17 protein-coding genes and 2 pseudogenes are annotated in these 26,289 nt (G+C 53.9%); 12 read left to right on the top strand and 7 right to left on the bottom strand.

All coding sequences use genetic code 11. From position 1 onward, the window contains the following. The first annotated feature begins 12 nt into the window (after positions 1–12). The 12 genes and pseudogenes from tssF to ACG1VR_RS15260 form a co-directional block, all read left to right on the top strand. Positions 13–1,782 (top strand): type VI secretion system baseplate subunit TssF, encoded by a 1,770-nt coding sequence (tssF, locus tag ACG1VR_RS15315; RefSeq protein ID WP_395489234.1) that lies wholly within the window; start codon positions 13–15, stop codon positions 1,780–1,782. Further along, positions 1,746–2,825 carry a type VI secretion system baseplate subunit TssG gene (tssG, locus tag ACG1VR_RS15310; RefSeq protein ID WP_395489233.1) on the top strand — a complete coding sequence of 360 codons (1,080 nt, stop codon included), beginning with the start codon at positions 1,746–1,748 and terminating at the stop codon, positions 2,823–2,825. The genes tssF and tssG overlap by 37 nt, the downstream gene beginning before the upstream one ends. Positions 2,826–2,894: 69 nt before the next feature. After that, the gene (tssJ, locus tag ACG1VR_RS15305; protein ID WP_395489232.1) at positions 2,895–3,422 is read left to right on the top strand and encodes a type VI secretion system lipoprotein TssJ; all 528 of its coding nucleotides are present in this window, start codon (positions 2,895–2,897) and stop codon (positions 3,420–3,422) included. A gap of 4 nt (positions 3,423–3,426) precedes the next feature. Continuing rightward, a complete protein-coding gene (locus ACG1VR_RS15300) occupies positions 3,427–5,946 on the top strand; it encodes a type VI secretion system Vgr family protein (RefSeq protein ID WP_395489231.1) in 2,520 nt (839 codons plus the stop codon). Continuing rightward, positions 5,943–7,400: a hypothetical protein gene (locus ACG1VR_RS15295; RefSeq protein ID WP_395489230.1), complete on the top strand. Its 1,458-nt coding sequence runs from the start codon at positions 5,943–5,945 to the stop codon at positions 7,398–7,400. The genes ACG1VR_RS15300 and ACG1VR_RS15295 overlap by 4 nt, the downstream gene beginning before the upstream one ends. Further along, positions 7,400–8,482, top strand: a complete 1,083-nt coding sequence (locus tag ACG1VR_RS15290; RefSeq protein ID WP_395489229.1) for a type VI secretion protein ImpA — start codon at positions 7,400–7,402, stop codon at positions 8,480–8,482. The genes ACG1VR_RS15295 and ACG1VR_RS15290 overlap by 1 nt, the downstream gene beginning before the upstream one ends. Before the next feature lie 75 nt (positions 8,483–8,557). Beyond that, complete coding sequence (locus ACG1VR_RS15285; protein WP_395489228.1) at positions 8,558–9,022, top strand: hypothetical protein; 465 nt, start codon at positions 8,558–8,560, stop codon at positions 9,020–9,022. Between the two features lie 2 nt (positions 9,023–9,024). Continuing rightward, on the top strand, positions 9,025–9,852 hold the full coding sequence (locus ACG1VR_RS15280; protein WP_395489227.1) for a DUF4123 domain-containing protein: 828 nt from the start codon (positions 9,025–9,027) through the stop codon (positions 9,850–9,852). A gap of 45 nt (positions 9,853–9,897) precedes the next feature. Next, complete coding sequence (locus tag ACG1VR_RS15275) at positions 9,898–10,431, top strand: hypothetical protein (protein WP_395489226.1); 534 nt, start codon at positions 9,898–9,900, stop codon at positions 10,429–10,431. Between the two features lie 5 nt (positions 10,432–10,436). Next, complete coding sequence (locus tag ACG1VR_RS15270; RefSeq protein WP_395489225.1) at positions 10,437–12,221, top strand: hypothetical protein; 1,785 nt, start codon at positions 10,437–10,439, stop codon at positions 12,219–12,221. Between the two features lie 50 nt (positions 12,222–12,271). Continuing rightward, a pseudogene (locus tag ACG1VR_RS15265) lies at positions 12,272–12,468 on the top strand (type VI secretion system tip protein VgrG); the annotation flags it as partial. Positions 12,469–13,237: 769 nt separating this feature from the next. After that, a pseudogene (locus ACG1VR_RS15260) lies at positions 13,238–14,167 on the top strand (Imm72 family immunity protein); the annotation flags it as partial. Between the two features lie 465 nt (positions 14,168–14,632). Here the strand turns inward: ACG1VR_RS15260 and ACG1VR_RS15255 are convergent. Genes ACG1VR_RS15255 through ACG1VR_RS15225 form a run of 7 tightly spaced genes read right to left on the bottom strand, consistent with a single transcriptional unit; the run spans position 14,633 to position 25,756 of the window. Beyond that, positions 14,633–15,643, bottom strand: coding sequence for a glycosyl hydrolase family 8 (locus tag ACG1VR_RS15255; protein ID WP_395489224.1), 1,011 nt, complete (start codon positions 15,641–15,643; stop codon positions 14,633–14,635). 34 nt (positions 15,644–15,677) lie between these two features. After that, on the bottom strand, positions 15,678–16,148 hold the full coding sequence (bcsD, locus tag ACG1VR_RS15250; protein WP_016535716.1) for a cellulose biosynthesis protein BcsD: 471 nt from the start codon (positions 16,146–16,148) through the stop codon (positions 15,678–15,680). An 8-nt stretch (positions 16,149–16,156) separates the two neighbouring features. Further along, positions 16,157–19,984, bottom strand: a complete 3,828-nt coding sequence (locus ACG1VR_RS15245) for a cellulose synthase subunit BcsC-related outer membrane protein (RefSeq protein ID WP_395489223.1) — start codon at positions 19,982–19,984, stop codon at positions 16,157–16,159. A gap of 4 nt (positions 19,985–19,988) precedes the next feature. After that, positions 19,989–22,379, bottom strand: coding sequence for a cellulose biosynthesis cyclic di-GMP-binding regulatory protein BcsB (gene bcsB / locus ACG1VR_RS15240; RefSeq protein WP_395489222.1), 2,391 nt, complete (start codon positions 22,377–22,379; stop codon positions 19,989–19,991). After that, the gene (bcsA, locus tag ACG1VR_RS15235; RefSeq protein ID WP_395489221.1) at positions 22,376–24,490 is read right to left on the bottom strand and encodes a UDP-forming cellulose synthase catalytic subunit; all 2,115 of its coding nucleotides are present in this window, start codon (positions 24,488–24,490) and stop codon (positions 22,376–22,378) included. Before bcsA ends, bcsB begins: the two co-directional genes overlap by 4 nt. Before the next feature lie 10 nt (positions 24,491–24,500). After that, entirely contained in the window at positions 24,501–25,289 is a 789-nt protein-coding gene (gene bcsQ, locus ACG1VR_RS15230) for a cellulose biosynthesis protein BcsQ (RefSeq protein ID WP_016535720.1), read from the bottom strand. Further along, positions 25,280–25,756 (bottom strand): hypothetical protein, encoded by a 477-nt coding sequence (locus tag ACG1VR_RS15225; RefSeq protein WP_395489220.1) that lies wholly within the window; start codon positions 25,754–25,756, stop codon positions 25,280–25,282. Before ACG1VR_RS15225 ends, bcsQ begins: the two co-directional genes overlap by 10 nt. Positions 25,757–26,289: the final 533 nt, after the last annotated feature.

Raw genomic sequence — 26,289 nt, 5'->3', positions numbered from 1 at the left:
GGATCTCCGTACATGGATGATTTAACCCTGCGTTATTACGAAGCCGAGATGCGCTACCTGCGCGAAGCCGGGAAAGAGTTTGCCCGCGCCCATCCCGACCGTGCGGCCATGCTCAACCTGGATAAAACCGGGGCCCGTGACCCGTATGTTGAGCGCCTGTTCGAGGGCTTCGCCTTCCTGATGGGGCGCCTGCGTGAAAAGCTGGATGATGATCTGCCGGAACTGACTGAAGGGCTGGTGAGCCTGCTGTGGCCGCACTACATGCGAACCATCCCGTCGCTCTCCGTGGTGGCGTTCACGCCGGACTGGCGACAGCTGCGCAAAATGGAGGTGCTGGAAAACGGCTTCTCAGTGCTGTCGCGCCCGGTCGGTCCCGATAACACAGTCTGCCAGTACCGTACGACGCGTGAAGTGCCCCTCCAGCCGTTGCATCTGGCAGAAGTTCGCTTGCAAACGGAGCCGGATGGCCGTGCCGTCATTCGTCTGAGCTTTGAGTGCCCGGAAAAGGTGGACTGGTCGAAAGCCGGGATTGATAAGGTGGCCATTTATCTCGATGCCGACAGCCCGGTGGCCTCGGCACTGCACCTGGCGCTGACTCGCCGGGTGCAGGCGATGTATGTTCGCCACGCGGAAACCCGTACAGAGCGGGTCCGCTTTGAGGGCTGGTGTAAACCGATGGGCTTTGATGACGCTGACCGCCTGTGGCCGAAAGGGGACTCAGCGTTTAGTGGCTACCAGCTGCTGCTGGAGTATTTCAGCTACCGCGAAAAGTTTATGTTCGTGGAACTTAAAGGTCTGGAGTTTGCAGGGCTGAGTCAGAAAACCACCTGGTTTGAGACCGATATCGTGCTCGACGGCAGCTGGCCATCTGACATGCCGTTTGAGACCGACAACTTCCGTCTGCACTGCGCGCCGGTGATTAACCTGTTCTCACTGGAAGCCGATCCGCTAACGCCCGATCCACTGCAAAACGAATACCGGCTGCGCCCGATGCGCGTGCAGGACGGGCACACCGAAATCTACAGCGTGGATTCCATTCACGGCGCGGTGAAAAACGGTAAACATCCGTATGTCCCGTTCACCAGTTTCCGCCACCGTGGCGGCATGATGCGCCACGACGCGCCTGAGCGTTACTTTCACACCCGCGTGAAGCGCGGCCCCTCCGGCCTGTATGACACCTGGCTTATCCTCGGTGGAAAGTCATTCGAGATGGAGCAGTTGTCGCAGGTCCCTGAGTCGCTTTCCATCCGCATCACCGGTACCAACGGCCAGCTACCTCGCCGCTCACTTGAAAGTACCCTGCTTGACCGGGTGGTGAAGGCGGGAAAAGTGCCGGTCAGAGTCCTGAACCTGAAGGTGCCGACCCTCCCGCTCTATCCGCCGGCAAATGACCGCTTCCACTGGCGGGTGATGAGCCATCTGGGCTCAAGTTTCTTAAGCATGATGGATAACCCGGAGGTGCTGCGCGGGACACTGGCGCTGTATGACTGGACCGACGATGAGATGAACCGTCGTCGCCTGGAGGCGATTGTGGCGGTGAAGCACACCCTTATTCGTCGCTTTGAGAAGGGCTTTATGCTGCGTGGGGTGGACATTGAAATCACCCTCAATGCCGATAACTTTGCCGGTGAGGGCGATGTCACCCTGTTCGGGGAAATGTTGCACCGCTTCTTTGCACTCTATGCCGATGTGCACCTCTTTAACCAACTGACGCTGGTACTACAGCCGACAGGGAAACGACTGCGATGGAAAGAGAATCACAGCCAGCACATTCCGGGCTGACAGAGGCGCTTCGCGACGATATCTGGCGGGTTAATTTCTATCGCTTCTGCCAGTTGCTGGAGCAGGAAAACCCGCAGGCACCGAAGCTTGGCAGTACCGAGAAACTCTCGGTCGATCCGGTACGTTTTCGCCCGTGGCCGGGAATGGGGTTTCCGGTAAGCGAACTGAAGGCGGCCGAAACCGACGAAGGCCACCCGGACCTGCCGCCGACGGTGCGCACCACGTTCCTCGGGATGTACGGTGTGGATTCTCCGCTGCCGACAACCTACCTCGATGATATTGCGCAACGCCGGGAAGGGCATGAAGCCACCACCGCGTTTCTCGATATCTTCAGCCACCGCATCCACACCCAGTATTACCGTATCTGGCGCAAGTACGCCTGGCCGGCAACCTTTGAGGCGGGCGGCCACGATGCCACATCACAGTGCCTGCTGGGGCTGGTCGGACTTGGTATTCCGGGCACCGCAGAGCAGGTGGCTACTCCGGTGTCCCGCTTTCTGGCGCTGCTGGGCACCATGCGTTTGCCGACCCGTAACGCCGAAGGCATTCGCCAACTGGTGAGTCTGCTGGCCCCGGAGACCCGTGCCACCGTTATCAGCCCGGATCCGGTAAAGGTTCCCGTCGCAATGCGCAGCGGGCTCGGCAAAGCCAACCGGGTATCTCTGTCACAGCGCGCCACGCTAGGCAAAACCGGCAAAGAGGCCTGTAGCCGCAACCTCCTTATGCTGGCGACTGACAACCTGCAAGAAGCGCAGAGTTGGTTGCCCGGTGGCCAGATACACACCGACCTGATGGTACTGCTGCGGGTATACATGGGTTACCGCTCCGATGTACGTCTTCGCCTTACGGTGCCGGTAAGTTGTCTGCCTGAACCGCGTCTGGGTAAGACCAACCGGGTACAGCTGGGACGCACCGGCGTACTGGGTCTGAAGCATGGCTATCCCACGACCCGCACGCACCTGACCGTGAGCCTTGGCACCTATGAAGGCCTGACCTGCGAGACTTTGCCGCCGGCGGAGCCTGGCGGCTACCGTTTTGACTGAAATATCTGACTTCAACATCCAGCACATTTAACACGCCCCTGTTTCTGAAAGCCGAAAAGGACTCCACGAATGACTTTCGCTTCCCTGTCGCGCAGTGCCGCACTGATGCTGCTCTGTTCCCTGTTGACCGCATGCGGCCTGACTCAGGCCGTGTCGGATGGCGCGGTCAACGCAACTAAAGCCCTCTTCTACAAAAAAATAAAAGTGCTGCATCTGGATTTTGAACCCCGCTCGGCCATCAATGCCGATGAGGCGCAGATCCCGCTTGCCACCATGATGCAGGTGTACCAGCTTAAGGACCGCCAGAAGGTGGATGCGGCGGACTACCAGGAGTTGCTACGCGATGCGGATAACACCCTTAAAGAAGACATTGTTGCCAGCAAGTCGCTACTGGTGATGCCCAAAGGCAGCGTAACCCTGAATATGCCAATGAATGAAGAGGCGAAATTTGTGGCGGTGGTGGGGCTGTTCAACCGACCGGATCTGCGCAACAACACCTGGAAGCTGGTGCTGAGTCTCGATGACCTCGACCCGGACAAGCCGCGCACCATCCAGCTCAACAGCACCGGGCTGACCCTGGTCCCGGTGAAGGAGTAATGCTATGGATACAATCCCGGATAATTGGCAGGGGCTATTTGACGGACAGACCCGCTACCGCCTTGAGATTAACGACAGCGTCCTGAAGCCGGATGTGCTGAACTTCCGCGGACGTGAAACGCTCAATGCGCCGTTCGAATGGCGCATTGAATTCACCACGACACAGAAAGATATCAGTCGCCGGGATGCGATGTTGAAGTATGCCACCCTCAGCATGCTCAGTGGCAGGGTCGTGCAGGGCATCATCACCGGCTTTGAACACCTCCAGGAGACCGTTGACCAGACGCATTTTGCCGTAACGCTTTCCTCGCGCCTGGCGCTGCTCGCTCACACCCGTCGCTGTGCGGTGTACCAGAATGTCTCCGTACCAGAACTAGTGGAGCGGGTACTGCGCAACCACGGGCTGGAAGGGTCGGATTTTGAATTTCGGCTGGAACGGGCCTATCCAGTACGTGAACTGATTACCCAGTGGCGGGAGACCGACCTGCAGTTTATCCAGCGAATCCTCGCCGAAGACGGTATCTGGTTTCGCACCGGGGTCAACACCACCACCGGGCTGGATACGGTGACGTTTGCCGACAGCCAGCTGCACTATCAGTTTGGTGTGCAGCTGCCGTACCGTGAGCCCTCTGCTCTCCATGATGGCGCGGTTGAAGCCGTATGGGATGCCAGAGTGTGGCACCACACCGTCACCGGTAGCGTGGCCATGCGGGATTACAACTATCGCACCGCCAGCACGCCAATGGATGCGAGCGCAAGCGTCAGAAATGAAGCTGCCACCATCGGTGAGCACTACCGCTATGCGGCCCCGTACCGCGAAGCGGGCGATGACACCACCTCTGAGCCGGAAACCGAAAGCGGAGCCTTTTACGCCCGCATTCAGCATGAACACGCTCTTAATAATGCCATCCGTTTGCATCTGTTCAGCAATGCCAGCCACCTGACGCCGGGGATGGTGCTGGAGACCGGAGACAGTGACGCACCGGAGCTGAAAGAGGGAATGGTGATTACGCTCACCACCTTCCGGGCGGCTCGTGATACCCGTCTGCATGTCTCCGTTTGGGGCATGCCTTACAGCGAGCAGTTCTGCTTCAGACCAGAGCCAGCATCGCGCCCGTTAATTGCCGGCACGCTGACCGCTCGCGTCGAAAGCGATGAGAAGAGTGCGCCTTACGCTCATCTTGATGCGATGGGGCGCTACCGGGTGAAGCTGGACTTCAGCCGTGAAGACGCCGAACAGGGCCATAATTACCTGTGGATACGACAGGCCAAACCCTACGCCGGAGAAACCTATGGCTGGCATACGCCGCTGATTGACGGCACGGAAGTGGGGGTTGCCTTTGATGGCGGTGACCCGGACCGCCCGTACATCGCCCATGCGTTCCATGACTCTGAACATCCGGATGTGGTCACCCGCGAAAACCGCAGCCAGAACATCCTGCGAACCGCGGGCCAGAACGAACTGCGTATGGAAGACCAGCGCAAGAGTGAACATATCGCGCTCAGCACCCCGTTCGGGGCCACGGCACTGAACCAGGGCCACATCGTGGACATGGAGAACGAGTCGCGCGGAACCGGGTTTGAGCTGCGCACCGATGAGTTCGGGATCATTCGTGTGGCGAAAGGGCTGCTTATCACCGCCGATGGCAAAGTGCACGGCGAAGGCGATGTGCTTGATATGGATCTGGCACTCCAGGAGATTGAGGCCGTCCGCGCACAAATCGAGGGACTGGCCAGCGCCGCTCGACAGGCGAAAGCCCTGGAAGCCGATATCGCCAGCCAGCAGGTGATGTTCGCTACACGTCTGAAAACCCTCAATAAGATGATCCACTTCTCAGCACCTGAGGGGATGGCTTTTACCAGCGCTGAGCATCTACAGCTGGCGGCCGCAGACAATCTCGCCCTGAATGCGGGCGGGAATATCAGCATCGGTGCTGAAGGGCATATCACCGGACTGGCAGGCGACAGCGTGGGAATGTTTGCCCAACACGGCAAGCTGAGCCTGATTTCGGCACAGGGGCCGGTACAGTTTCAGGCGCAGAACGGCATGATGCACCTGAGCGCCGAGCAGAAACTGACCCTCATCTCTGCAACAGAGATGCTGCTGGCCGGTAAGAAGCGGATACGGCTGGTGGGCGGCGGAAGTTCCATCCTTATCGAACAAGGACAAATAAAGTACGAGACCGCAGGGACTTACACCCGCAAGGCCCGCCGGCTGGATACGGAAGGTGGTGCCGCGCAGACGGTGAAATTTCCTTATCTGCCGGGCAAGGGAGGATACGATCTCACTCTTAACTTTTTTGACGGATCGAATGCTATCCCGAAAGCCTCCTATACCCTTCATTTCGATGGTGGAAGCGAACTCGCTGGCGTACTGGATGAGCAGGGATTCGCCCTGCACAAAAATGTTCCGTTTGAGTCAGCGACTGTGACTTACCAGCTTCCACCGCCTGAGCCTGAAAAGCCTTGGGCAGCATGGGATTTACTGCTGGAAAGAACTGACATCAGAGAGGGGCAAAAATGATAGATCAGGAGCTTCAGCACGCACTGGCGTTCTACCAGGCACCGCCGAAAAGCTGGAATGACGAAGTTGCCGATAAAGCGAAAGCCGCAGGTGAATGGCTGTGGGAGACGCTTCAGGGCGACTTTAATGAACAGCAGACCACCGGACAGATTGTTACCGGAACCGTTATCTCGATGATCCCCTTGGTGGATCAGGTCTGCGATGTCCGTGACCTTATCGCCAACTGTAAGAAAATTAAAGAGAATGATGCTGAGGTCTGGTCGTGGGTGTGCCTTGGACTGACGTTGCTCGGTTGTTTCCCGACGTTGGGCTCGCTGGTTAAGGGGAGTGCTAAAGTAATGTTCCTTTCGATACGAAAGGCCCATTTTAACGAACTGAGCAAGGCGGGTAACTACAGTCGCCTGCTGGATGGGAGCATTACACAGCTTAACCGTTTCCTGGATACCCCTGCTGTACGGGGCACGCTGCGAACGTTGCGGATATATAACCCGTATCACTATCTGGCGGGTAAAATTGACGACCTGAAAAATATGCTCAGTACGTCGGAGCTGCTGGCAGTAATGGACAAGCTGATAAAGGTTACCCGTAGTTTGTTTGATACAGCTACTGACTGGGGACCGGTATCGCTACAGCGTCCGGTAGCGGCATTGTGGGAAACGCTTGAGTCGGTGCGTAACAAAGCAAACACCATGCTGGCGAAAGCCCTGAAGCCACTGAACGACATTCTTGAACATCTGGCGAATCGCTTGAGAGTAGAGGGTGATAATGCGTTCCGTGCTCACGTGGGGGATAACGCTCACCTGTATGGTGGTGCTCGTGCCAGTGAAGAACTTGCGTATTTCAAACGAGAAAGGCCGGACTGGATAGATGTTGGCGTTAGTGAAAATAAGTACCGGGCACTAGAAAATTTTAGAGACAAGCAGTCTATCACTGAAGGTTGGCCTGACATCAGTGAAACCAGTAAAAATGCGGCGCTGAGAAGTAAATTTAACACCTTCGATAAATCCATGCAGCCCGTTGAAATCCCGCCTGGCACGGTTATTTACCGTGTAGTGGATCCTTCCTCGAGTGATAACAACATCTGCTGGATGCGTAGGTCTGAGTTCGACAAGCTGACCAGTAAAGGCGACTGGCGGCGGCGATTTGCCGTATGGAAAAAATGGAATGAAAACGGTGAGTTTGTTACTTACACCATCCCGCCAGGGCAGCCGCTAAAGGTCTGGGAAGGCCGGGCGGGTACGCAGATAAATGAAAGTGCCCCAGAATTCACACTTGAAGGCGGTGCAATACAAATTGTACTTGACCCGTCACAACTGAAAAAAGAGTTCACCGGCCCGCGTCAGAAAACTGGCTGGGGATATGGTGATGTAGCTAACGACCCTGTTTATCCGTATCAGGGATTACCAAAACTGGAAAATACCCATAACTGGTACGAACCAAAGGATAAAAACTAATGGCTGTCTTGCATCCTCAGGAATGTTATTTGCTGGAAAAGTTTATATCCCCTGAACATTACGCAGCAACGCGTGATGCGATTATTGCCTACATTGACGCTCATGAAGCCGCATTTTCCCGTTATCTGAGAGAAATGCCTCGGAACAATCGCAATCTTCCGCTCTGGCAGCAGGCTGATATGGTGTGGGGAAACCGGGTATTGCCAAATATTCGCCCGATGAAAGAACGCTATATAAAAGCTTATGTTCTGCGAACACACGATGATATCCAGGCATTTAATATTGGTCACGCCATGAGCAACATCAACAAAGGCATTACAGAATGCTGGGATGGCTGGATGGAACAAGAGGAAATCGAGAAAATATCTGATCTTGGAGGCATTGCAGCAATACTAGACCGACGGCTTTCAGCTACCGTTAGAGGCACTTGGGATGAAGGTGATTTAACATATGACGGGTATGGAGAAGGTGGCTATGGCGTTTATACCAGCGAAGATATTCCATCTAAGGTACCTCGGTATGAACTCGATCCATCGGTTCGTATAGAGTTAGGAGAAAATCCAGTAATGACAGGTATTTATTTACCTGATATTGAATTCGCACCTGCTCGTTTTATTCCCGCTAATTATGGTCAGCCTGCGGCTGCACTTCAGGGAATATCACGAAGTGATTATGTAGATAAATGTGGGAAGCGAAGCTATAGCTGGAAAGATTCTGAGTGGGCCAAAACAGGCTGGACCTTGATCCGTCGTGTTGAAGGTGAGTTTATTGACGTCCCGCGTGAAGGTTTTTTTCCGGAAGGTAAACCGGAAGAGCTTTATAACTGGCCACAGAGTGAAACGGAACTTTCGCAGGTAGAAAGGGAACGTGTTACCTGCTGGAGCGACGCTCTTGCACCGTTCAATGGCCGCTGGGCAACCATTGTGAATGGCACCACTCAATATAATCAAACCCACATCGGACAGATGATGCCAGAATTTGAAGATCAGCAGGGCAAAAAACACCGCGCCTGCTGGACTCTCCTGGAGCGTGATGATGGTGGTAACGTTTTCGCTGTGAAAACGGATGCGGGCGATGATTAATGGGCCATAACACTTCTTCGCTATGTGGACACTCCTGTTAGCAATAACACCTGGTTCCGGTGAAGGAGTAAGCACATGGACACCACCCTGGATAGCTGGCTGGCGTTATTTGACGGGCAGACCCGCTACCGCCTTAAGATTAACGACAGCATCCTGAAGCCGGATGTGCTGAACTTCCACGGGCGCGAAGCCCTCAATGCCCCGTTCGAATGGCGTATTGAATTCACCACGCCACAGAAAGGCATCAGTCGTCAGGATGCGATGTTGAAGTATGCCACCCTCAGCATGCTCAGTGGCAGGGTCGTGCAGGGCATTATCACCGGCTTTGAGCACCTCCAGGAGACCATGGGCCAGGCGCATTTTGCCGAGTACGAGACCACCGGGACTTACACCCGCAAGGCCCGCCGGCTGGATACGGAAGGTGGTGCCGCGCAGAGGATAGAAATGCCATTCTTGTTCCCACCGATTGAAAACAAAATCTGTATTCCGTGCCTGCTTAAAGCGATACAGGCGAATGATGCGATAGTGCAGGGAGCATAACAATGGACAATACAGAACTCACTACAGCGTTATCTTACAATTCAGACGAGGGTATCAGCCTGCTATTTGAAGCTGGTGCACAGCCGGAGGACGATTTTTTGGCATTTAAAGAGCACCATGAAAACCAGCTGCATTCGCTCTATATCCATCCTCAATTGACAGAGTTTCAGAACTACGGTCCCTGGTTGTTAGAAATTGATAATGCAGAGCGGTTACCTGACTACCTGGGGTCTTTGCCGGGATGTGCCGCAGTTATTGTTTCAACGCGTTATCCATCAATGCTGGCAGTGCAGTTATCCCGTGGCTGTACAATCGTGCAGCCAGACGGCGCTACTGCGTTCATGCGCTTTTATGCCAGCCATGTCATGGAATTGCTGGCGCAGTGTGCTGACTGCGACTGGCATGCTTTTCTGTTCAATGAAATCACGCAGTGGTGGTTTCCTGGCGAAACGCAGTGGCAGGCGCTTACCATAAAGCCCTCTGAAGTAGATAAGCCCACTAATCATATTATCAGGCTTGATAAGGCGACTTGGCAGCAGATTACGGATAAGCCGGAAGTGACCAGCGTGTTGAGCGAATGGCAAAAAATGCCGACTAGCAGGGCGTTCTCACCGTGTGCGCAACGCTTGATGGTGATTAAGGCGCTGAAGAAAAGCAAAGAATCGGTTTTGTTGTCCGCAGCGGATCAGAAAGTGTTCGCGCTGTATTACCTTAATGGTGGGCGGCAGGAACTGGAATCAGATGCACTGAAGGCTGCATTACCAAATGTGCTGAATGGCACACAGTCGCTGGCAGAGGTGTTGGTTAACCTTGCGAATACTCAGTACTGAAAATCTGAACAGTTCATGGTTTTGGGTTCAATCAGGAAATGAATAATGGGATTTTTTAAGACTTACGACAACATTGATAATGCTGTGAATCGTGGCTATGCCCGCTGGGGTAAATGGATCTGGGGCAGTTTATTGGCAGTGGTTCTGGCATACGGTGGCTGGCTAATCTGGGCATCAATCTGGGGGCCGCCGACGGGTCCAGTAACATTGATCATTCACAGTGAAATTGACAGGCCTATTTTGGGGTTTAGCGTTAACGGCGTGTCAGGGGCAAATTCTTCGGCACATGATAAAAATAATCCGTATGCTTCCGGCCCCGGTGGTTCAACCTGTTGCGGGAGTATCAGTGGTAATACAGCGGAAGTCATCTGGACATTAAGCACCACACGCGCTCAGTACGATGCGGGTCTTCGTAAAGAAACTCGTCGGGTTGTTATGCCATTACCAAAAAGAAAATGGGAAGAGAATTATCTCCATGTTTATTTTTTTTCAGGAGATAAAGTCCGTTTATGGTGGGGTACTGATTTTATAAGTCCTGAAGCCAAAGATATTCTAAATTCAGAAAGCCAACAGGAATAATAGCCATGGATATTGATAACATTATTGCAGCGGCTAGTCGTGCGCAGCAGGCAGAGGAGGCCAGTCTGGGAAACTGTTCACGTATCTGGCATGTTGGTTTCTTTTTTGACGGCATTCATCGTAATCTTGAACAAGATGCGCTGGAGAAATGTCTTAGTAATGTTGCACGGTTATTCAGGGCATTTCCAAGTATTCAACAAAATAAATCTCATGAAAGCTACTCTAAATTTTATATTTCAGGGTTGGGCACCCCATTTCAGGAAAATCTCACCTCGAAACTTCATACTATAATGGACGGTGCGCAAAGTTCTGTTCTGGATGATTTAAAGGGGCAACCGGAAGAGATGGCGAAAGATGCCGGAATAGAATTACTGAAAGGTGGTAACTGGTGGGAGATCCTGAAAGACTCAGGAAAAAAACTGATTAATCCCACCGAGTGGAAAACATTAGCAACTGATGTCGCTAAAAGTGCAGCAAAAAAAATCAGTATCGAGGCGACTCCTTGGCTACGTGATAACCCTGTTATTACCGATATGTTAGTCACGGGTGTCGATACCCGGATAATGTCGACAAAATCGACGTTTGAAGAAGCCTTCAATAATGTGAAAAGCCGGAGCCCGGTGCCCGTCAAACTGATCTCCATTTCACTGTTCGGCTACGATCTCGGTGCAACACTTGCGCGTAATTTTATCGATAAATTACTTGATGGTATTTGCCAGAAACAGGGTGATAAACATATGTATCAAGGGATCCCTGTAGAGATCGTTTTTGCAGGCTTGTTTGACTGTGCTCGCCATACCCCGGCCAGTAATAATAATGGAGTAGACTGGTTTATTTCAACTTTCGGGGGGCCAGCAAAAGGCATTAGCGTGCTTATGGGCGATAAATCTGTTGACCAGGAATCGGCATTGCCGGATACGGTTAAAAACGCACTGCACCTGGTCGCAGCCCATGAAAACCGGCCATGGCGTAGCATCTATTGTCTTGGCGGCAGCAATGATGGACATAAGGAAGAACTGCTCCCCGGTTGTGCAGAGGATGTAGGGGGCGGCCTGAAACCGAATGAGCAAAAACCGAGTGCAGAACTTTGTCGGGTGGCTCTTCACCGGATGTACCGGGCAGCGATGATGGCTGGTGTTCCTTTTCCCGATTTACAAACTTTAGATCAGACGGATACTGATGTTGCTGCTTATTTCATCATGCAGGATAAGGTTAACAAAAAGTCTGTTGCTCAATGGACAAAACTGTATCAGCAAGCGGTGCCTTTTAACGCCGTCAGTATCGGAGCACAGAACCGTCATCTGGACAGCTATATCGAGTGGCTTGGGCGACAATATTATCAATATCGCTGCGAGTACATGAAGTATGAAAAGCAACGCGGCGATATTTTAGCCTTTGCTGGCTCTTCTGCCGGGCTGTTGGGAATTTCATCACAGGCAAAAGAAACTTCAAGGCGCTATCAGAATGAACTCGATGTGTTGCACAAAAACTGGGGATGGTTGGACGATGTCCATGATGCCGCAATAAGAATGAAGAACAGTATGGAAAATAATCCTGATGATAAGCGTATTCAAATCATGCCAGATATTTATAGGCCTGCATTGAGACGTGCGAGACGTTTTCTCGATTATGCTCATGCAGCTTACCGTGGCCTGCCTCAACCTTTTTCCGAAGATAATGCGCCCTCAGAAATGTATGCCTGGTTTGTTCATGACAGGCAAGCTGTACAGAATGATGGTGGGATTTCTGAGGATTTCCTGGTTATTCGTTCAATGGAAAGGCCTGAATAATAGCCACTATTAATTCCAGATAACAGTGAAACAGGAACAGCCTAATTTTCAACTATCTGTGGATATGCCAGGCCAAACCCTACGCCGGGGAACCTGGGGCTGGCGCACGCCGCTGATTGACGGCACGGAAGTGGGGGGTGTTTTTGACGGTGGTGACCCGGACCGCCCGTATATTGCCTACGCGTTCCATGACTCTGAACACCCGGATGTTGTCACCCGTGAAAACTGCAGCCAGAACATCCTGAAAATGCTCTACTTCTCAGCGCCTGAGGGGATAACTTTACCAGTGCTGAGTATCTGCAACTCTCGGCAACCAAATTACAGATAGTGAGCAGAAGATATATGATGTCTGGGAAAAATAAAGAAATGCTATTAAATACTTTAATAGGAATTTTAGGGTGTTTTTTTGTCATTGTGGTTCATCAGATTGGATACGAATTGTATATGAGCTACTTCACTCCACGTAGCCGAGGTGTCTCGCTAGGGTTTGTGATGTTATATATGAGGTGCATTATTATCCCAGTGGTGTTTATCTCTTCTTTTATAAAGATTAAACATTCATTGATAATAACTAGTGTAGCTATTATATATATGATTTATTCATGGTGCGAAACAAATCCTCTTAGAGTCGCTTTGATGTTTTTCTCATACTCAGCCGGTTATGTAGCCGTGATTATTAGTAGCGCAATTAAGAATAAATTTACAAAAAACACACAACCGAATCTGACACGAACTGGATGAACGATTTAAAAGGGCGGTGAATAATTATGGCAAGCAGGTTAAATCCAGTGGTCGTGCAATGACGGTAGATATACAGGGTGTGAAGGCTGAATTTTATCCTTCAGAGTGGAAAGAGGTGAGCGGAAAATATGGATACAGTTCACTGGAAGAATTTACCCCCCTTATGCGACCAGCTCGCGTGTATTGCACGACGATGAACTCTGGAGCAAAGTCACACAACGCAGGATGATCAACGGTGTTCTTGTTGAGCGGCAGACCACGACAGGAAGCGAACAATGATGACTCTGGAAAAGAAATACCCGATGAGCGATGAACAGGTGCGTCGCAAGCTGTTCTGGCTGTTACAGCGGCTGAGCAGTTACACTCTGTGGCAGCGTAAACGGGATGCCTGGGCGTATTTTACCCAGCAGTATGAGCAGGCGTTAAAAACCTGGCCAGAAGAGATAACGAAGGGGTTCGATCCGGAAGTGATAATCTGGGCTTACGACGCCCTGCGCCTTTACGATGAAGGGTTACCGGAACTGGCCGTGGGAAATCGACAGGTGTGGCAGCGTTTAACGGGAGAGTTTCATCAGCTTTTTCGGCCTGTCAATTTAGTTAGTTCATTTTTTTATTTACCTTGCCATGAGCGGGGTGGCCAGGAGGAAGCCTATCCTCCTGAAATAGAAAAACTGAATAAATTGAAGATTGAAGCAGAATACAAGGGCGATAATTTGCTGTACCCACCGCATAATAATGTATGTAATTTTTTTGATGCAGCATATCTACTGGATCTTAGTTACTATAACTATAGCCTTAAAAGGCTGTCTTACCCGGTATTCCCGAAAAACCTCCCGTCCGTTCCTGAGCGCAGCGATATCATTATTAAAACCGATGACCCGGTGCCCTGCGACGGTATCTGGGAACCGGTCAAAATTCAGTATCATCATAAGCTGCTGGTAATTAAAAACGGTATCAGTGGGTTTAAAAATCTCGGTGCTTATAACTATTTTATTCGCGGAATGAATGCGCCTCGCCAGGTGTATTACGATGTATTAATTGAAAGTGATACAGAAATGCTTGTCACTGACGATCCCATTCGATACCGCGACGTTCACTGGCGTCTGATCTGGGAAGATACTCGCTACTGTGACGGCATTATTCCGGATGAGTCAGAGTATTTTCTGGATGATGCTCCGGGTAAACGTATTACCTGCCTGAGCGGATGCTGATGAGACCATGATTTAGGCCAGTGTGTAGAAGAATAAATATTCCAGGCAGCAGTTGTGGGTTTCGGCGGTTTTATATTCCGAGGTGCGGCCTGTCATTCTGATGATTATCGGCAGTAATCATAAGATTTAAAAAGCGGGAGTGGTGTGAGGCCAGGCGAAAGACTGTGAACGCTTATTCCGGAGTGATTTTCGAAGGCCGTTCTATGTCGCCGGGTCTGTGCTGCTTCAATTTTGATAATTTTAATTATTCCGTAAGGGTTCAGCGATAATTATGTCAGCAAAAACAAAATTTCTTAAAAAATTCAGGCCCGGCGTTCTTCTCCTTGTGCTTTTGAGAGCAGAAGCTAGGCTGATATTGCGGATTTTTTCCTGGAAATGATAAGTCGCGCTTCGTGTCAGCATTATTCCGTGCGTAGACGGGAGATATCGCTATCTCCCGCTCTGCCCCTATAAAAGCAGCTAAAAAACGACGGTCGAGCCGGAGTGAGCTGTGAGGTTTACTTCTATAGCAGCGGCTTTCGTCAGCAGCTTCAGGCTTGATGAATAGTAATCTTCCCCGACGTAACGCTTGTCCCAGTAATCTTCTCTTATACTTCCTACGGAAAAATCTCTTACCGCCTGCATCCCGCCCGGCAGCGGGTACTCGGCAACGGTGCCGGTGAAGACGTTGATCCACGCGGGCGCATTCCATTCCGGCTGTTTCTCCCAGAACGAGCTAAAGATGCGGTTCTGCGGCAAGTCTTTTTGATACCAGTTCAGGTAAAGCGGGATGCGTACCGCGTCAAAGCCGAAACGAGCGGGCCAGTCGGTGGCGGGCTCAACCGTGCCGTCTTTATTGATCGTCACCCAGTCGACAGGGAGGCGATGCTCGCCAAAGCGCATGGCATCGAGGAGCGTCAGCCCGTCGTCGATCATTTTTCGCCATTCCGCGCGATGGGAATAACTATAGAAGTCGCGCCAGGCCGGGAAGATAAAATAGGACGGGTTCAGGTTGATAAAATCTTTATGCGTAAAGCCTTCAACGCCGGGCAGCATAACGGTTTTTCCCGCCCAGTTAATTACCGCATGTGAAAGCAGCGCGCGCTGGATCCCTAAAGAGGCGTCGATATAACGCTTTTCGTTCCAGCGGTTACCGGCGCGCAGCAGCGCCCAGCCGATCAGCATATCGCCATCCGTCGCGTCGTTACGATCGTTAACCTGATGCTTTGCCGGATCGTAACGCCATGAAAACAGGCCGATATCCTCCCGGTATAAATTTTTATGCGTCCAGTTCCAGAGACTGTCGAAAGTAGCGCGATCGCCGTTGATCTCGGCGAGCAGCATGCCGTAGCCTTGCCCTTCGGAATGGCTGATTTGCTGGTTGCCGCTATCGATAACGCGCCCCTGGTAAATAAAGCGCTGTTTATAAGATTGCCAGTTTTCAACGTTTTGCGATGCAATGCTCTGCGCGCTGAAAAATAGCATTAACATGCTAACTCCCGACCAAAGCCATTTGATATTCACTTCACTTCCCCTCTGTCTGGTAACGAAAATTCAGAGCCTCCGGGCTTTGTCCCGTTAGGCAAAAAAACATCTCTTCTGTGCCGCCCAGCGCCCGGAGCCACTCGCTCCAGCATCCTTCCATCAGGGATGAAAAGCCGTTTGCCCAGGCCGATAAATTGTCCTCCTGCCCGGCATGTGGCCAGGCGAGATGAGTCACTTCCAGGCCGCGATCATCGGCCGCAATTTGCACCATGCCCCAGTTAAACTGCGCCAGCAGGTTATTGGCCCCGTCTTCCAGATCGCCAAGCGTTTCGCCGGGCGGGAGCGGGAACTGGCGCGCCAGCTGTGCTCCCGTGCGGTGCAGGAATGCGTGCCCTTCATCACGGCTGGCTACCGCAAGAATGCTGGTGCAGAGCAGGGCGCTAAGATCCTGCCAGCCGGGCTGATACTGCTGCCGGCGGCAGTAGTCGGCGAGTGTGTCAGTTATGCTCATGATCTGCCTTATTGGTTATCCAGTAAGTATTTGAAATAAATCAGGGCGTTGGCCTCCGAATACTCTCCGGCCGTGTCGTAGCTAAGCTTGCCGCCAACCGCCATCTGCGGATTGAGTTTGTAATTGCCCTGAAGCTTGAGGTTGTAGCTCACTCCGGTGGAGGTTTTGGCGGCGTAGTGGGACTCGCGCCCAAAACCGGCATCAACCAGCCAGTCGAGGTTGTTCTGCCATTCTGATTCGGTTGGGAAGTAATCGCTTTGCTTCTGGGAGTAGGCCTGGTAGCCCACCGAGCCGGAAAGTTTGTAATTCCAGTTCCCCGCATTGCGGCTGTATTCCACCGGCAGCGATACGCTAATGTAGTTTTGCGGGCTGAAGTAGCCGCCCTGGCCGAAGCTAAAGTTGCCGAGGTTTTTCGCGAAGTTCATATAGTCGGTATTCACGCCGATTTTCACCTCCCGGTCTTCGGCGTGCAGCGGTCGGTAATAGAACCCGGCGTTGCCGAGCACGGCCTGGTTTTCAGGCACGTTTTGTCCCTGATATTGATAGAACGAGCCGCCGCCATAGGCTCCGGCGTCGCCGTTGTCATAATTCACGCTAAGGCCGCCGCCGCTTTTCACTACGGCCCCCCAGTTTTTACCGCTGTATTTATCTTTGGTGCCAACGTAGGAGAGCAGGCTATCGGTCACGGCGCGGCGTTCGGCGTTCAGCGTTAACTGGGTATTTCCGGCAACGGTTGGCGACCAGAGCAGCCCGCCAACAAGGTTGTGTGAACCCTGGCCGAGCGGCGTGGTACCGATGTCGGCCTGGTACTGGTCGCCGGTTAACGCGAGGGAAAGCTCTGCTCCGCTTCGGCGCTGTTCGCCGCTGGAGCCTGCGGCATAGTCGTCAGGGCCGAAGGTATGCGGCTGAATAATCTGCTGCTGCGCAAGGTTGAAGGCGTCCTGAGCATCGGTTTCATCGCGCATCGCGATTTCGCACGCGGAAGAAGTCGGATCCTGGCACGCTTTAATCCGGGCGTTGGATTTGTCCGCCAGCGCTTTACGTGCCGCGTCGGCGGCGGCGGTGGAATCTGCGGCCGATTTCTGTGACGCCTGGGTTGCCTGCCAGGCTGCGGTGGCCTGCTGTAGCGCCCCCGAACCAAAGCGGTTGCTCGCCTGGCCGGAAGTACTGCCCGCATTAAGCATCACGGGCGTTATGGAAAACTTCAGCCGGGACTCGCTAAAAGGAACGGTAGAAAAAGCCAGCGAAGTTTTGGTTTCGCTCAGGCCGCCCAGCCCGTCCTCGCCGTCCCGCTCGCGCAGGCTTAAAGAGGTTTCGACCCAGGAGGCCAGTTTTTCGCGTGTTTCATCGAGCAGCTTGCTAACCTGGGCAATAAGCTGAGGTTTCTGGCTCGAAGAGCCCGCGCCTGCTAACGAAGCTGCGGTCTGCCACGGTAGCGCCGTTGACTCCTGCACATCATCTACAAACGGATTATCCGCAATGTCTAACCCGCCAACCGTTGCCGTGCTTCCGGCGCGGGTGATGCCCAGCAACTGTTGTTTTGCCTGCCGCAGCAGCGTGAGCGCCTGGCGTGCCTCGCCGTTACCGCGCGCAACACGAGCGGCAAGGAATAAATTTTCGGGAGAGTTTTTGTCGTCCAGCTCGCTTAAAAGCTTACCGGCCTGCGGATTGTCGCCAGAGGCTAATGCCAGATTGATAGCCCCGGTCAGCGCATCCTGGTTATGTGGCTCCTGCGAAAGAACATATTGATAGACGCTGCGGGACTCTTTGAACATCTTCCCGGACTGATAAACACGCGCCATGGCGAGCATCAGAGCTTTGTTATGCGGGTCATCATGCAGCTTAACGATTAGCATGTCGTAGGCCTGCGCGTAGCGGCCCCGCTCGCGGAGCTTATCCGCCTCGTTGATAATGCTGCCCAGTTTAATTTCGGCAATTTCACGCGGTGAACTTTTCGCCAGCAGGACGGGGTTTGCCAGCAGGGCATCCGCTTCGTTAGTTAGCCCGGCCTTATAAAGGCTTGCAGCCAGATGCCCGGCATCTGCCGGGGAAACCGTATCCGCATTGCTGAGCGGGAGCAGCAGGTTTTTTGCGCCGGCATTGTCGCCTCCGGCAATCAGTTTGTCCGCATTGGCAAGATCCAGATTAAAGGCGGCGCGGCGGCGCAGGGCGCTGATGTCTTTGTTCCACTGGCCGCGCGGGATGCGGTTGATCGCCGCGATAGCCTGGCTCCACTGTTTATTTTCCCCGCGATAAAGAGCGGCAACGTAAAGTTCGTCTTTGCGCGGGCTTTGTTCCATAGGGGCGATAAGTCGGGCGGCCTGGCCCTCGTCACCCTGTTTTAGCAGCACCCGGGCAAGATCGAGCCTGACCCAGGCGTTTGACGGTTGCTTTTGCATCGCGCCGCGCAGCAGCCGTTCTGCCTGCAAGGCGTCTCCTGCGTCGAGCGCCTGCGCCGCCTGCCTACGAATCGGGTCAACGCTAACCGGCTGGCCGCTGACAACTTTGGCCCGGAAGGCGGGAGGCAGGGTCTGGAGCAGCTTCGCCGCTTCATCGGTTTTATGCTGCTGGGTTAATACATAGTAAAGCGCCTGCTGCACTTCCGTGGACGGCGTTTGAACGTTGAGGGTGCGGTAAGCCTGCTCCGCTTCCGGCAGGTCACCTTTGCGGCGCAGCACGTCCGCACGGAACAAATTCACCGCCAGGTTTTCGTCCCCGGAGCTGTTGAGTAAAGGCTCGCTTGCGGCCAGCGCTTCGTTCCAGTTGCCCCTTGCGGCCTGCGTTTTTGCCGTGCTCAGGGCGGCGTAGAAGCTCGCTTTCTCCGCAAGGCTCGCCCATTTTCCCTGGTCTGCGCCGGGCCGGGAGGCGGCGCGTTTTAAATAATCATGAGCTTCGGCGAATTGTTCTTTGCGCATGGCGATAATGCCGAGACCGCCCAGCGCGCTGCTGTTATCCGGGTCGGCGTTCAGCGCCTGTCGGAAGGCTTTATCCGCGCCGCTAAGATTGCCCTTTTCCACAGTCCGGTAGCCTTCGGAGACAGTGCTTCCGGTGACGTTGCTGGAATAGTGCGCTTCTACTTCTGTGTCGTTAGGGTGATTTTGTTGCCAGGCTTCGAACAGCGGGCGGTCGTCCGCACGAGGATGCAGCCATAGCAGCGCCTGCCGTAGATCCTTTGCCGCTTCGGGCGTGGAGGGCGAAAGCGTTGCCAGCAATGCAATTCCTTCGCGGCGGCTCTCTTCCTGCCAGGTCAGCATTTTGCCTAACGCAAGCGTCGTTGCGGCCTCCCGTGGGCTTTGCTGGTGGCGCTCAGTCAGGGCGGTAATCGCCTGTTCGCGGCGTTCCGGGATGGCGGCCAGCGTCTGGTAATACTCGCTGGCGAGCGAAGCCGCAGGCTCACCTTTAATAAACAGTTCTTCATAGACTTTGACCGCGGCGGCCGGGTTGCCGCTTTTGGCAAGTCGTCTTGCCTGAGCCAGGCGGCCGGGCGCAATCGCCGAGGTTGCCACTTCACCCTCAAGCTGCTGGATTTTGGCACCGTCCGGGCTGGCCTTACGCAGCTTTGCCTTCCACGCTTGTGCTTCCTCTTTTTTCCCCTGCTGCAAAGCGTAAAGCGACAGCAGATAGAGCGCGTCCGGGTTGTTGGGTTCAACGCTAAGAATTTTTTTTAGCGCGCTTTGCGCATCTTCCGGGTGATTGCGCTCGTGCCAGAACTGCGCCTGGGCAAACAATTGCTCCAGCACGCCCTGGGCGCTAAAGCTTGAGAAGGGAAGCGCCAGCAGGAACAGGCTGCTTAACCCAAAAGCCGGTAAGGGTTTATTAATTTTTTTGTTTTTCATTTGCTTATCTGTCGCCGCCGTTACGGCGCTGGCCGATATAGTTCGCAAGGCGTTTTGCCGCCTGGTTGCTCAGGTAGAAGTAGAGGGAAAGCCCCAAAAGCGCCGCCAGCAGGGCGCACATCAGCCCCAAAACCAGGAAATGCTGGCTGGCATACCAGAAAATTTGCAAATACCACGGCATTTGCCCGGAAACGTAATGGTCGCCAATGTGCCAGCTGTGCACGCCGTCGCTTTTGCTGATAAGGGCGAGGTCGCCGCGAATGGCAGCGTTCACCGCCGGTTTGCGCAGATCGTCCGGGAGCTGAGCCAACTGCTCGTCTCCCGTGGCCGTAGCGAGGATAACGCTGCGCTTCGACGCCCACGGCGAGCTGAAGCTAACGAACCCTCGCCAGTCGGCGGCCGAAGCCAGATAGCGCGAAGCGGCTTTGCTTTGCCGGTGCCAGTCGCCGAGCAGGAAAGCTTTGGCTTGCTGCAAGTAGTCGAGCTGGCGTACCTCAAGCTGGCCTTCCTGGAAGGCAAAGGGGCTTTGGGCGAACAGCGACTGAATGAAAGCCTGCTGCTGAAGCGTGGCTATCGCCAGCACGTCTTTGTTCTGCAAGGATTGTCCGGCGTGCTGCGGCGCATCGTCGCCCAGCAGAACCCGGGCACCGTGAGAGGTCACGCCGGTTGCATTTCCCTGGCGGGCCATGAGCGTCATCAGCGTGCTTATCTCGGTCGCATCCGGGTGGGAAGGCATCAGCACCAGCGTTTGGGAAAGATCGGCCTGGCGTGAGAAGGGGAAGCCCGCGCCGACGAAATACGAAAGATTCGGCAGCTCGCTGAAATGCCAGCTGTGGCTCAGATCGAGAGTCGAGTCAGGATCAATCGAGCTTTTCATACTGGTGTCGTTCAGCACCTGACAGGGCGCTTCTTTTTTTGCTTTGACGGCAAAATAGAATTCGAACTGGTTATCGCCATAGATTTGCCAGGGCTGAATATGCAGCGTTTTCTGCTCCTGGCGCGTGTCGCCGCCCATCAGGTGCCAGAGGCGCTCGACCGCGCCGCTGCTGTTCACCGGCAGGTTGCGCAGAAAGCGGCCATTCAGCGAGACGCCGAGCGCGGAGGTGTCTTCATCTACCCAGCTATTGGTCGGGAAGCGGTAGCCGAGGCGAAGGGGGAGGGTATCGCCGTCCCACATAAACAGATCCGGCGCGGTGCGAAACGCCACGCGAATCGTTTCGTGGCTCAGGCCGTGAACGTTGAACCGCGCGTCGTCTTTAAGCAGCTCACCCAGCGCCACCGGGTGGTGAGTATCGAGCCAGCGCGGCGCGTCATAGGCCTGGCGCTGAGGGATGCGCTGCGCCGGAATAGCGCTAAGCTTCGCGCCCTCCGGTAGCTTGCCGTGTGTCAGCCCGTAGGCCGCGCGTTGCAGTTCATCCGGGGTCTGCCCGCTGACTACCAGCAGCTTGTACACCGGATTAAGCGGGTTATCGGTTATCCAGAGCGAAGCCCCCTTTTCCTGCGGGATTTGCAGGGTGCCGATGGACTCGCCGGGATGAGCAAACACAATGGCGTTGCTCATCGGCAGTTCGCCCAGGCTTACGGGCAGGTTGATGTCTTTATAGTCGGCATGGTAGCCGAGGAACGAGCTGACGGTTGCCGCCGCGCTTAAAATGTCCTGCCCTGGCGTGCGGGTGAAAACCATGGCGACCTGCTGCCTGCCCATTTCCAGCGGGTCGATAAACGGCCACGGGAAGCGGGAAAGGTCCGGCGCGGTGTCCAGGCGCAGGCCCTGATAGTCAATTCTGCTGTCGGGCTGGATGGTCAATTGGTAGCGTTTTTCGCTATCGACTTCGCACTGCAACGTTTTTGCGTTTTCCAGCGTCACGCTCAGGTTATTGGTGGCAACCAGCATCGGGGCGGGAATATCCAGGCTAAAAGAGGTTGTCTCGTCGCTGGCCTGGCTCAGGGGGAGCTGCGCCAGCGGCTGGCCGTTGAGCATCACGTTGAGATAGTGCTGCCCGTCGACCAGGGCGGAGGAGACGTTTATTTTCAGCAGAAACTGAGCTTTGACCACCACGCGGTCGCCGGGCAGAGTAAAGGTAAACCCGCTCTGTGGCTGGTGGCCGTCCAGGCGAAGCCCGTCGGAAATTCCTGCATCTTTCAGGCTCAGGCTGCCGTTAACCTCAGGTTGGGCCTCCGGGACGGTTAAGGGCTCATCGGTAGTGAAAACCTCACCCGTGCTCTGCGGTACTTCAGTTTCAGGCTGAACGGGCGTTTTATCCGGTATGGTTTCGGCCGGGCGCGGCATCTGCAATGTTTCAGGCAGGTCAAAAGCGGGAGCTTCGGCACTGCACAGCCCGCTTAGCAAGACGAACAGCAGGGCTTTGCCGCGCGTTGAAGAGATAAGATTCATGCGGCAGCCTCCGGTTTAGCTTTTTTTGCCTCGAATTTCGCGAGCTTTCTGTTGCGGCGGCTACGCCAGAAAATGCCCCACAGTCGACCCGCGCTGCGCATTACGCCCGCCATAGAACGGCGAAGGCTGTCTTTTGCGTGCGGCGTTTCGAGCCAGGCATCCGCCCTTGCCAGCACTACGCGCACCAGCTCGCGGCGCTTATGCAGGGGAATATCGCCAAACTGCAGGCGCAGAATGTCGTCGTTGGCGAAAACCTTTTTGCCGGGGATGCAAACCGCCGCGCTGTTGAGCAGCAGTTCCACTGCTTCAACTTCTTCGTTATTCAGCGCCGGGTCGGGGTTAATCACCTGCATTCCGCCCATCGACAAATCGCGGCTGACGGTGCGCAGGCTGGCTCCGTTAGTGAAATGGACAATGGTCGGGATAGCGATATCTATACGGATGCTTTTACGCACCTGTTTTGACTCATTGGCCACGGCAATCGACGCCAGCAGAATAATCAGGCTGTAGGTGGCCCAGCCGACGTTGAGCAACAGCACCCACGGCTCGATACCCAGACGCGTTTGGGTAAAGAAGCGGGCGATACCCGCAATCACGCCCGCACCCAGCAGCACGGCGACCACCATGTGAGGCATTACGATGTGGGCGTCGAAGTATTCTTTCTCCAGCGTGTCGCCTTTATCGGTCACGTTGAATTTGCCTTTGCGCGGCGAAAGGAAGGTTACGAGGGTCGGAATAACCAGGTGGAAGCACATTACCGTTTCGTAGACTTCGCCCCAGAAGGAGAAGCGATAGCGGCCGTTGAGGCGGGAGTTAAGCACCGTCGCCATCACCAGATGCGGCAGCGAATAGGCAAAAATCATGCTGGCCGAAGAGGCAATAATGTTTTGATTAAACAGCAGGTAAGCCAGCGGCGCGGTTAAAAACGCAATGCGCGGCAGGCCGTACTGGAAGTGCAGAATGGCGTTTAGATAACACAGGCGCTGCTGCCATTTTAAGCCGCGGCCAAACAGTGGGTTATCCAGTAGCAGGATTTGGGTCATGCCGCGCGCCCAGCGAGTACGCTGGATGACGTGCAGCGTAAGGCGCTCGGTAGCCAGTCCTGCCGAAAGGCGCAGGCCGAGAAACGCGGAATTCCAGCCCAGACGCTGCATTTTCAGCGCGGTGTGGGCATCTTCGGTCACCGTTTCGACGGCAAAACCGCCGATCTCTTCCAGCGCACAGCGGCGGATAACCGCGCAGGAGCCGCAGAAGAAGGTGGCGTTCCAGTTATCATTCCCTTTTTGAACCGGGCCGTAGAACAGCATCCCTTCGTTCGGGGCCTCGCCCGCGGCGGGCAGGTTGCGCTCAAACGGATCTTTTGAATAGAAGTAGTGCGGCGTCTGGATAAGCGCCAGCTTTTCATCACGCAGGAAGCTACCAACGGTCGCCTGCAGGAAACCTCGCGTCGCAACGTGGTCGCAGTCGAAGATGCAAATAAGTTCGCCGTTTGTTTTCTTCATCGCCTTGTTGAGGTTACCGGCTTTGGCGTGCGCATTATCGTCGCGGGTGATATAGCCGACGTTGGCCTCGGCGGCGAAAACGGCAAATTCGCTGCGTTTCCCGTCGTCGAGAATGTAGATTTTGATTTTATCGCTCGGGTAGTCCATGCACTGGGCCGCCAGAACCGTATCCCGCACAATATCAAGACTCTCGTTATACGTTGGAACGTAAACGTCAACCGTCGGCCAGAGCGAAACGTCTTCCGGTAGCGGCTCAATTTCGCGCTCCAGCGGCCAGATAGTCTGCATATAGCCGAGCAGCATAATGGTCCAGGCGTAGATCTCTGCGGCAAACAGCCCCCAGCCGAGTGCGGCTTCAACCCAGGAGTTAAAGGAGAGCGTAGAGGTGGCGCGCCAGTAGATATAGCGGGTCGCCATCAGCAGCGACAGGGCGACAAGCGTTGTCGAAACCTTTTTATTGCTGCTGCGCCCCGCAACCAGCAGCACGCCTATCATCAACAGGCCAAACATAAACTGTTTATGTGCGGTCATCGGAGTGAGGACGATCAAGGCCGCAGCGGGGAGTGCGACCAGCAGTAAAAACAGCGTTGAAAGCAGGCTTTTCATCATTGAGTCATCGTCAAAGGGTTGGCAAGACGTCGTTGTTGCCGACGGTGATGTTCAGCAAATGTGAGAGCTGTTTTTCCAGGGCATCGATGTCGAACAGGGCTGAACTGGATGGGCGATAAAGACGCAGCGGCTTTTGGCTCGCCAGCGCGGCGGGGACGGAGCTGTCCTGGTGTATATCGCCCAGCAGCCTGTCGCCGATGCGCTGGCGGAGATATACCCCGATGTCGTGGTTCATCTCGTAGCGAGGATCGATTTTGTTGAGTACAAAATAGTGCTGCCCGTTTTTGTTTAGCGGCATGCCGAGGAACGCCTGCTTGTCTATTTTTTCCAGCAGCGTCGGCGCGATGCCGTCGGCCAGCAGCGTGACAAGATGCAAATCGATAAGCTCGTGTAGCGCCCCAAGTGCGGCATGCGGCCCGGCGGGCATATCCACGATAATGACCAGACCCTGGTGTTTAGTGATGCCGGCCAGGCTGCGGCGCACGGTTTCCGGTTTTTCGCTTAGCAGATGCTGAAAAGCCTCGCGCTGTTCCCGGCTTGCTTCGCCGTAGGGCAGTAAATAAAGATTGGTATCAACCTTGAGGATGTTCTGTCCCCAGTCCGGGGTAGTCACGGCGTGGGGAACGAATCCGTGAGCGTCATCCAGCGTGAGGTTAAAATGCAGACGCAGCGCGTTCTGCTCGTTTAAGTCCAGCAGCAGCACCTTATTACCTCGGGTCGCGTAAGCGCTGGCAAGGTTAGCGGCGATCGTGGTACGCCCGCTGCCCCCCTGGGGAGAACAAATGCAAATCATCGGCATGATGCGATCCTGTTGAACAAGGTTGAAAGCGGCAACTCACGCTCGGGCTGTGCCTGCTGGTTATTGGTCTGGTGATGACCAGAGGGTTTGAACAGCGTGGAGAAGCGTTCTATTTCTCGGTCTGAGAATGCTTTGTCACCAGCCGATGGGCGGGTTCTTACTCTGGACTGGTCGCCAGCGGCGCGGCCTGAAGGCTGGTTTTCTGCAGCGATGACCCGGGATGGGGAATCCGCTGGTGGTTGAATCTCTATCGCTGCGGGCATCTTTTTTTCTATCGCAGCAATATTATTAAATTCGCTGGTGCCGGTGATTTGTGGATTAATCGCGTCGCTCAGTGCAAGCCCATTTATTCTTTCAATGATGCTCCATTTCGCCAGAGCATTATCCGCATTGTATTCTGATAATATTTTATAGTTGCCGACGCCGGTTTTAAGAGTGAAGCCAGTGATATCGTCATAACCTTGCATAAATATACCTTTCAATAATTATGCTCCGTAATGGCGAAAATTAAGGAAGCATGACTAAGTTGCGATAATAATTACTCGCCGCGCGCCGAACTGATGCAACTTGACCGCTGTGGCGGATAACCATTTCGGATGCGGTTGAGTATATTTGACGATGTCTCACGAAAGAATATATACCTTAAATTTACATATATTTATGGATTTAATTTCAATTTATAATTTGTTTATAGGTTTTAATGTTGTTGTTTGGGGTGATTTTCGATATTTTGAACTTGTCGTTTTGTTGGCCGTTGGGTGGTTTTTTATGACCATGGTGACTGCTGTCTGTAACACGCATCGATAAGTGGATACGAATGCATAACAATTTTGCTGTGTAATATTTACAGGGTGCGTAGTTGAGAATCAGAATAAATATCCTTTGACTCCATTACCTTATTTTTATTGTGGGTAAAAGGGATTGCTCCTATTGATACTTCTGAGCGTCACTGTTAATGCTATTGTATAATTTTAAATAAATCTGATGAAGGCGACGAAAT

Origin of the sequence: Cedecea davisae (genome assembly GCF_044095835.1) — a bacterium.
GTDB lineage: Bacteria > Pseudomonadota > Gammaproteobacteria > Enterobacterales > Enterobacteriaceae > Cedecea > Cedecea davisae.
Note: the sequence above shows the minus strand (reverse complement) of the source record. Positions and strands in the feature narration are given on the sequence as shown.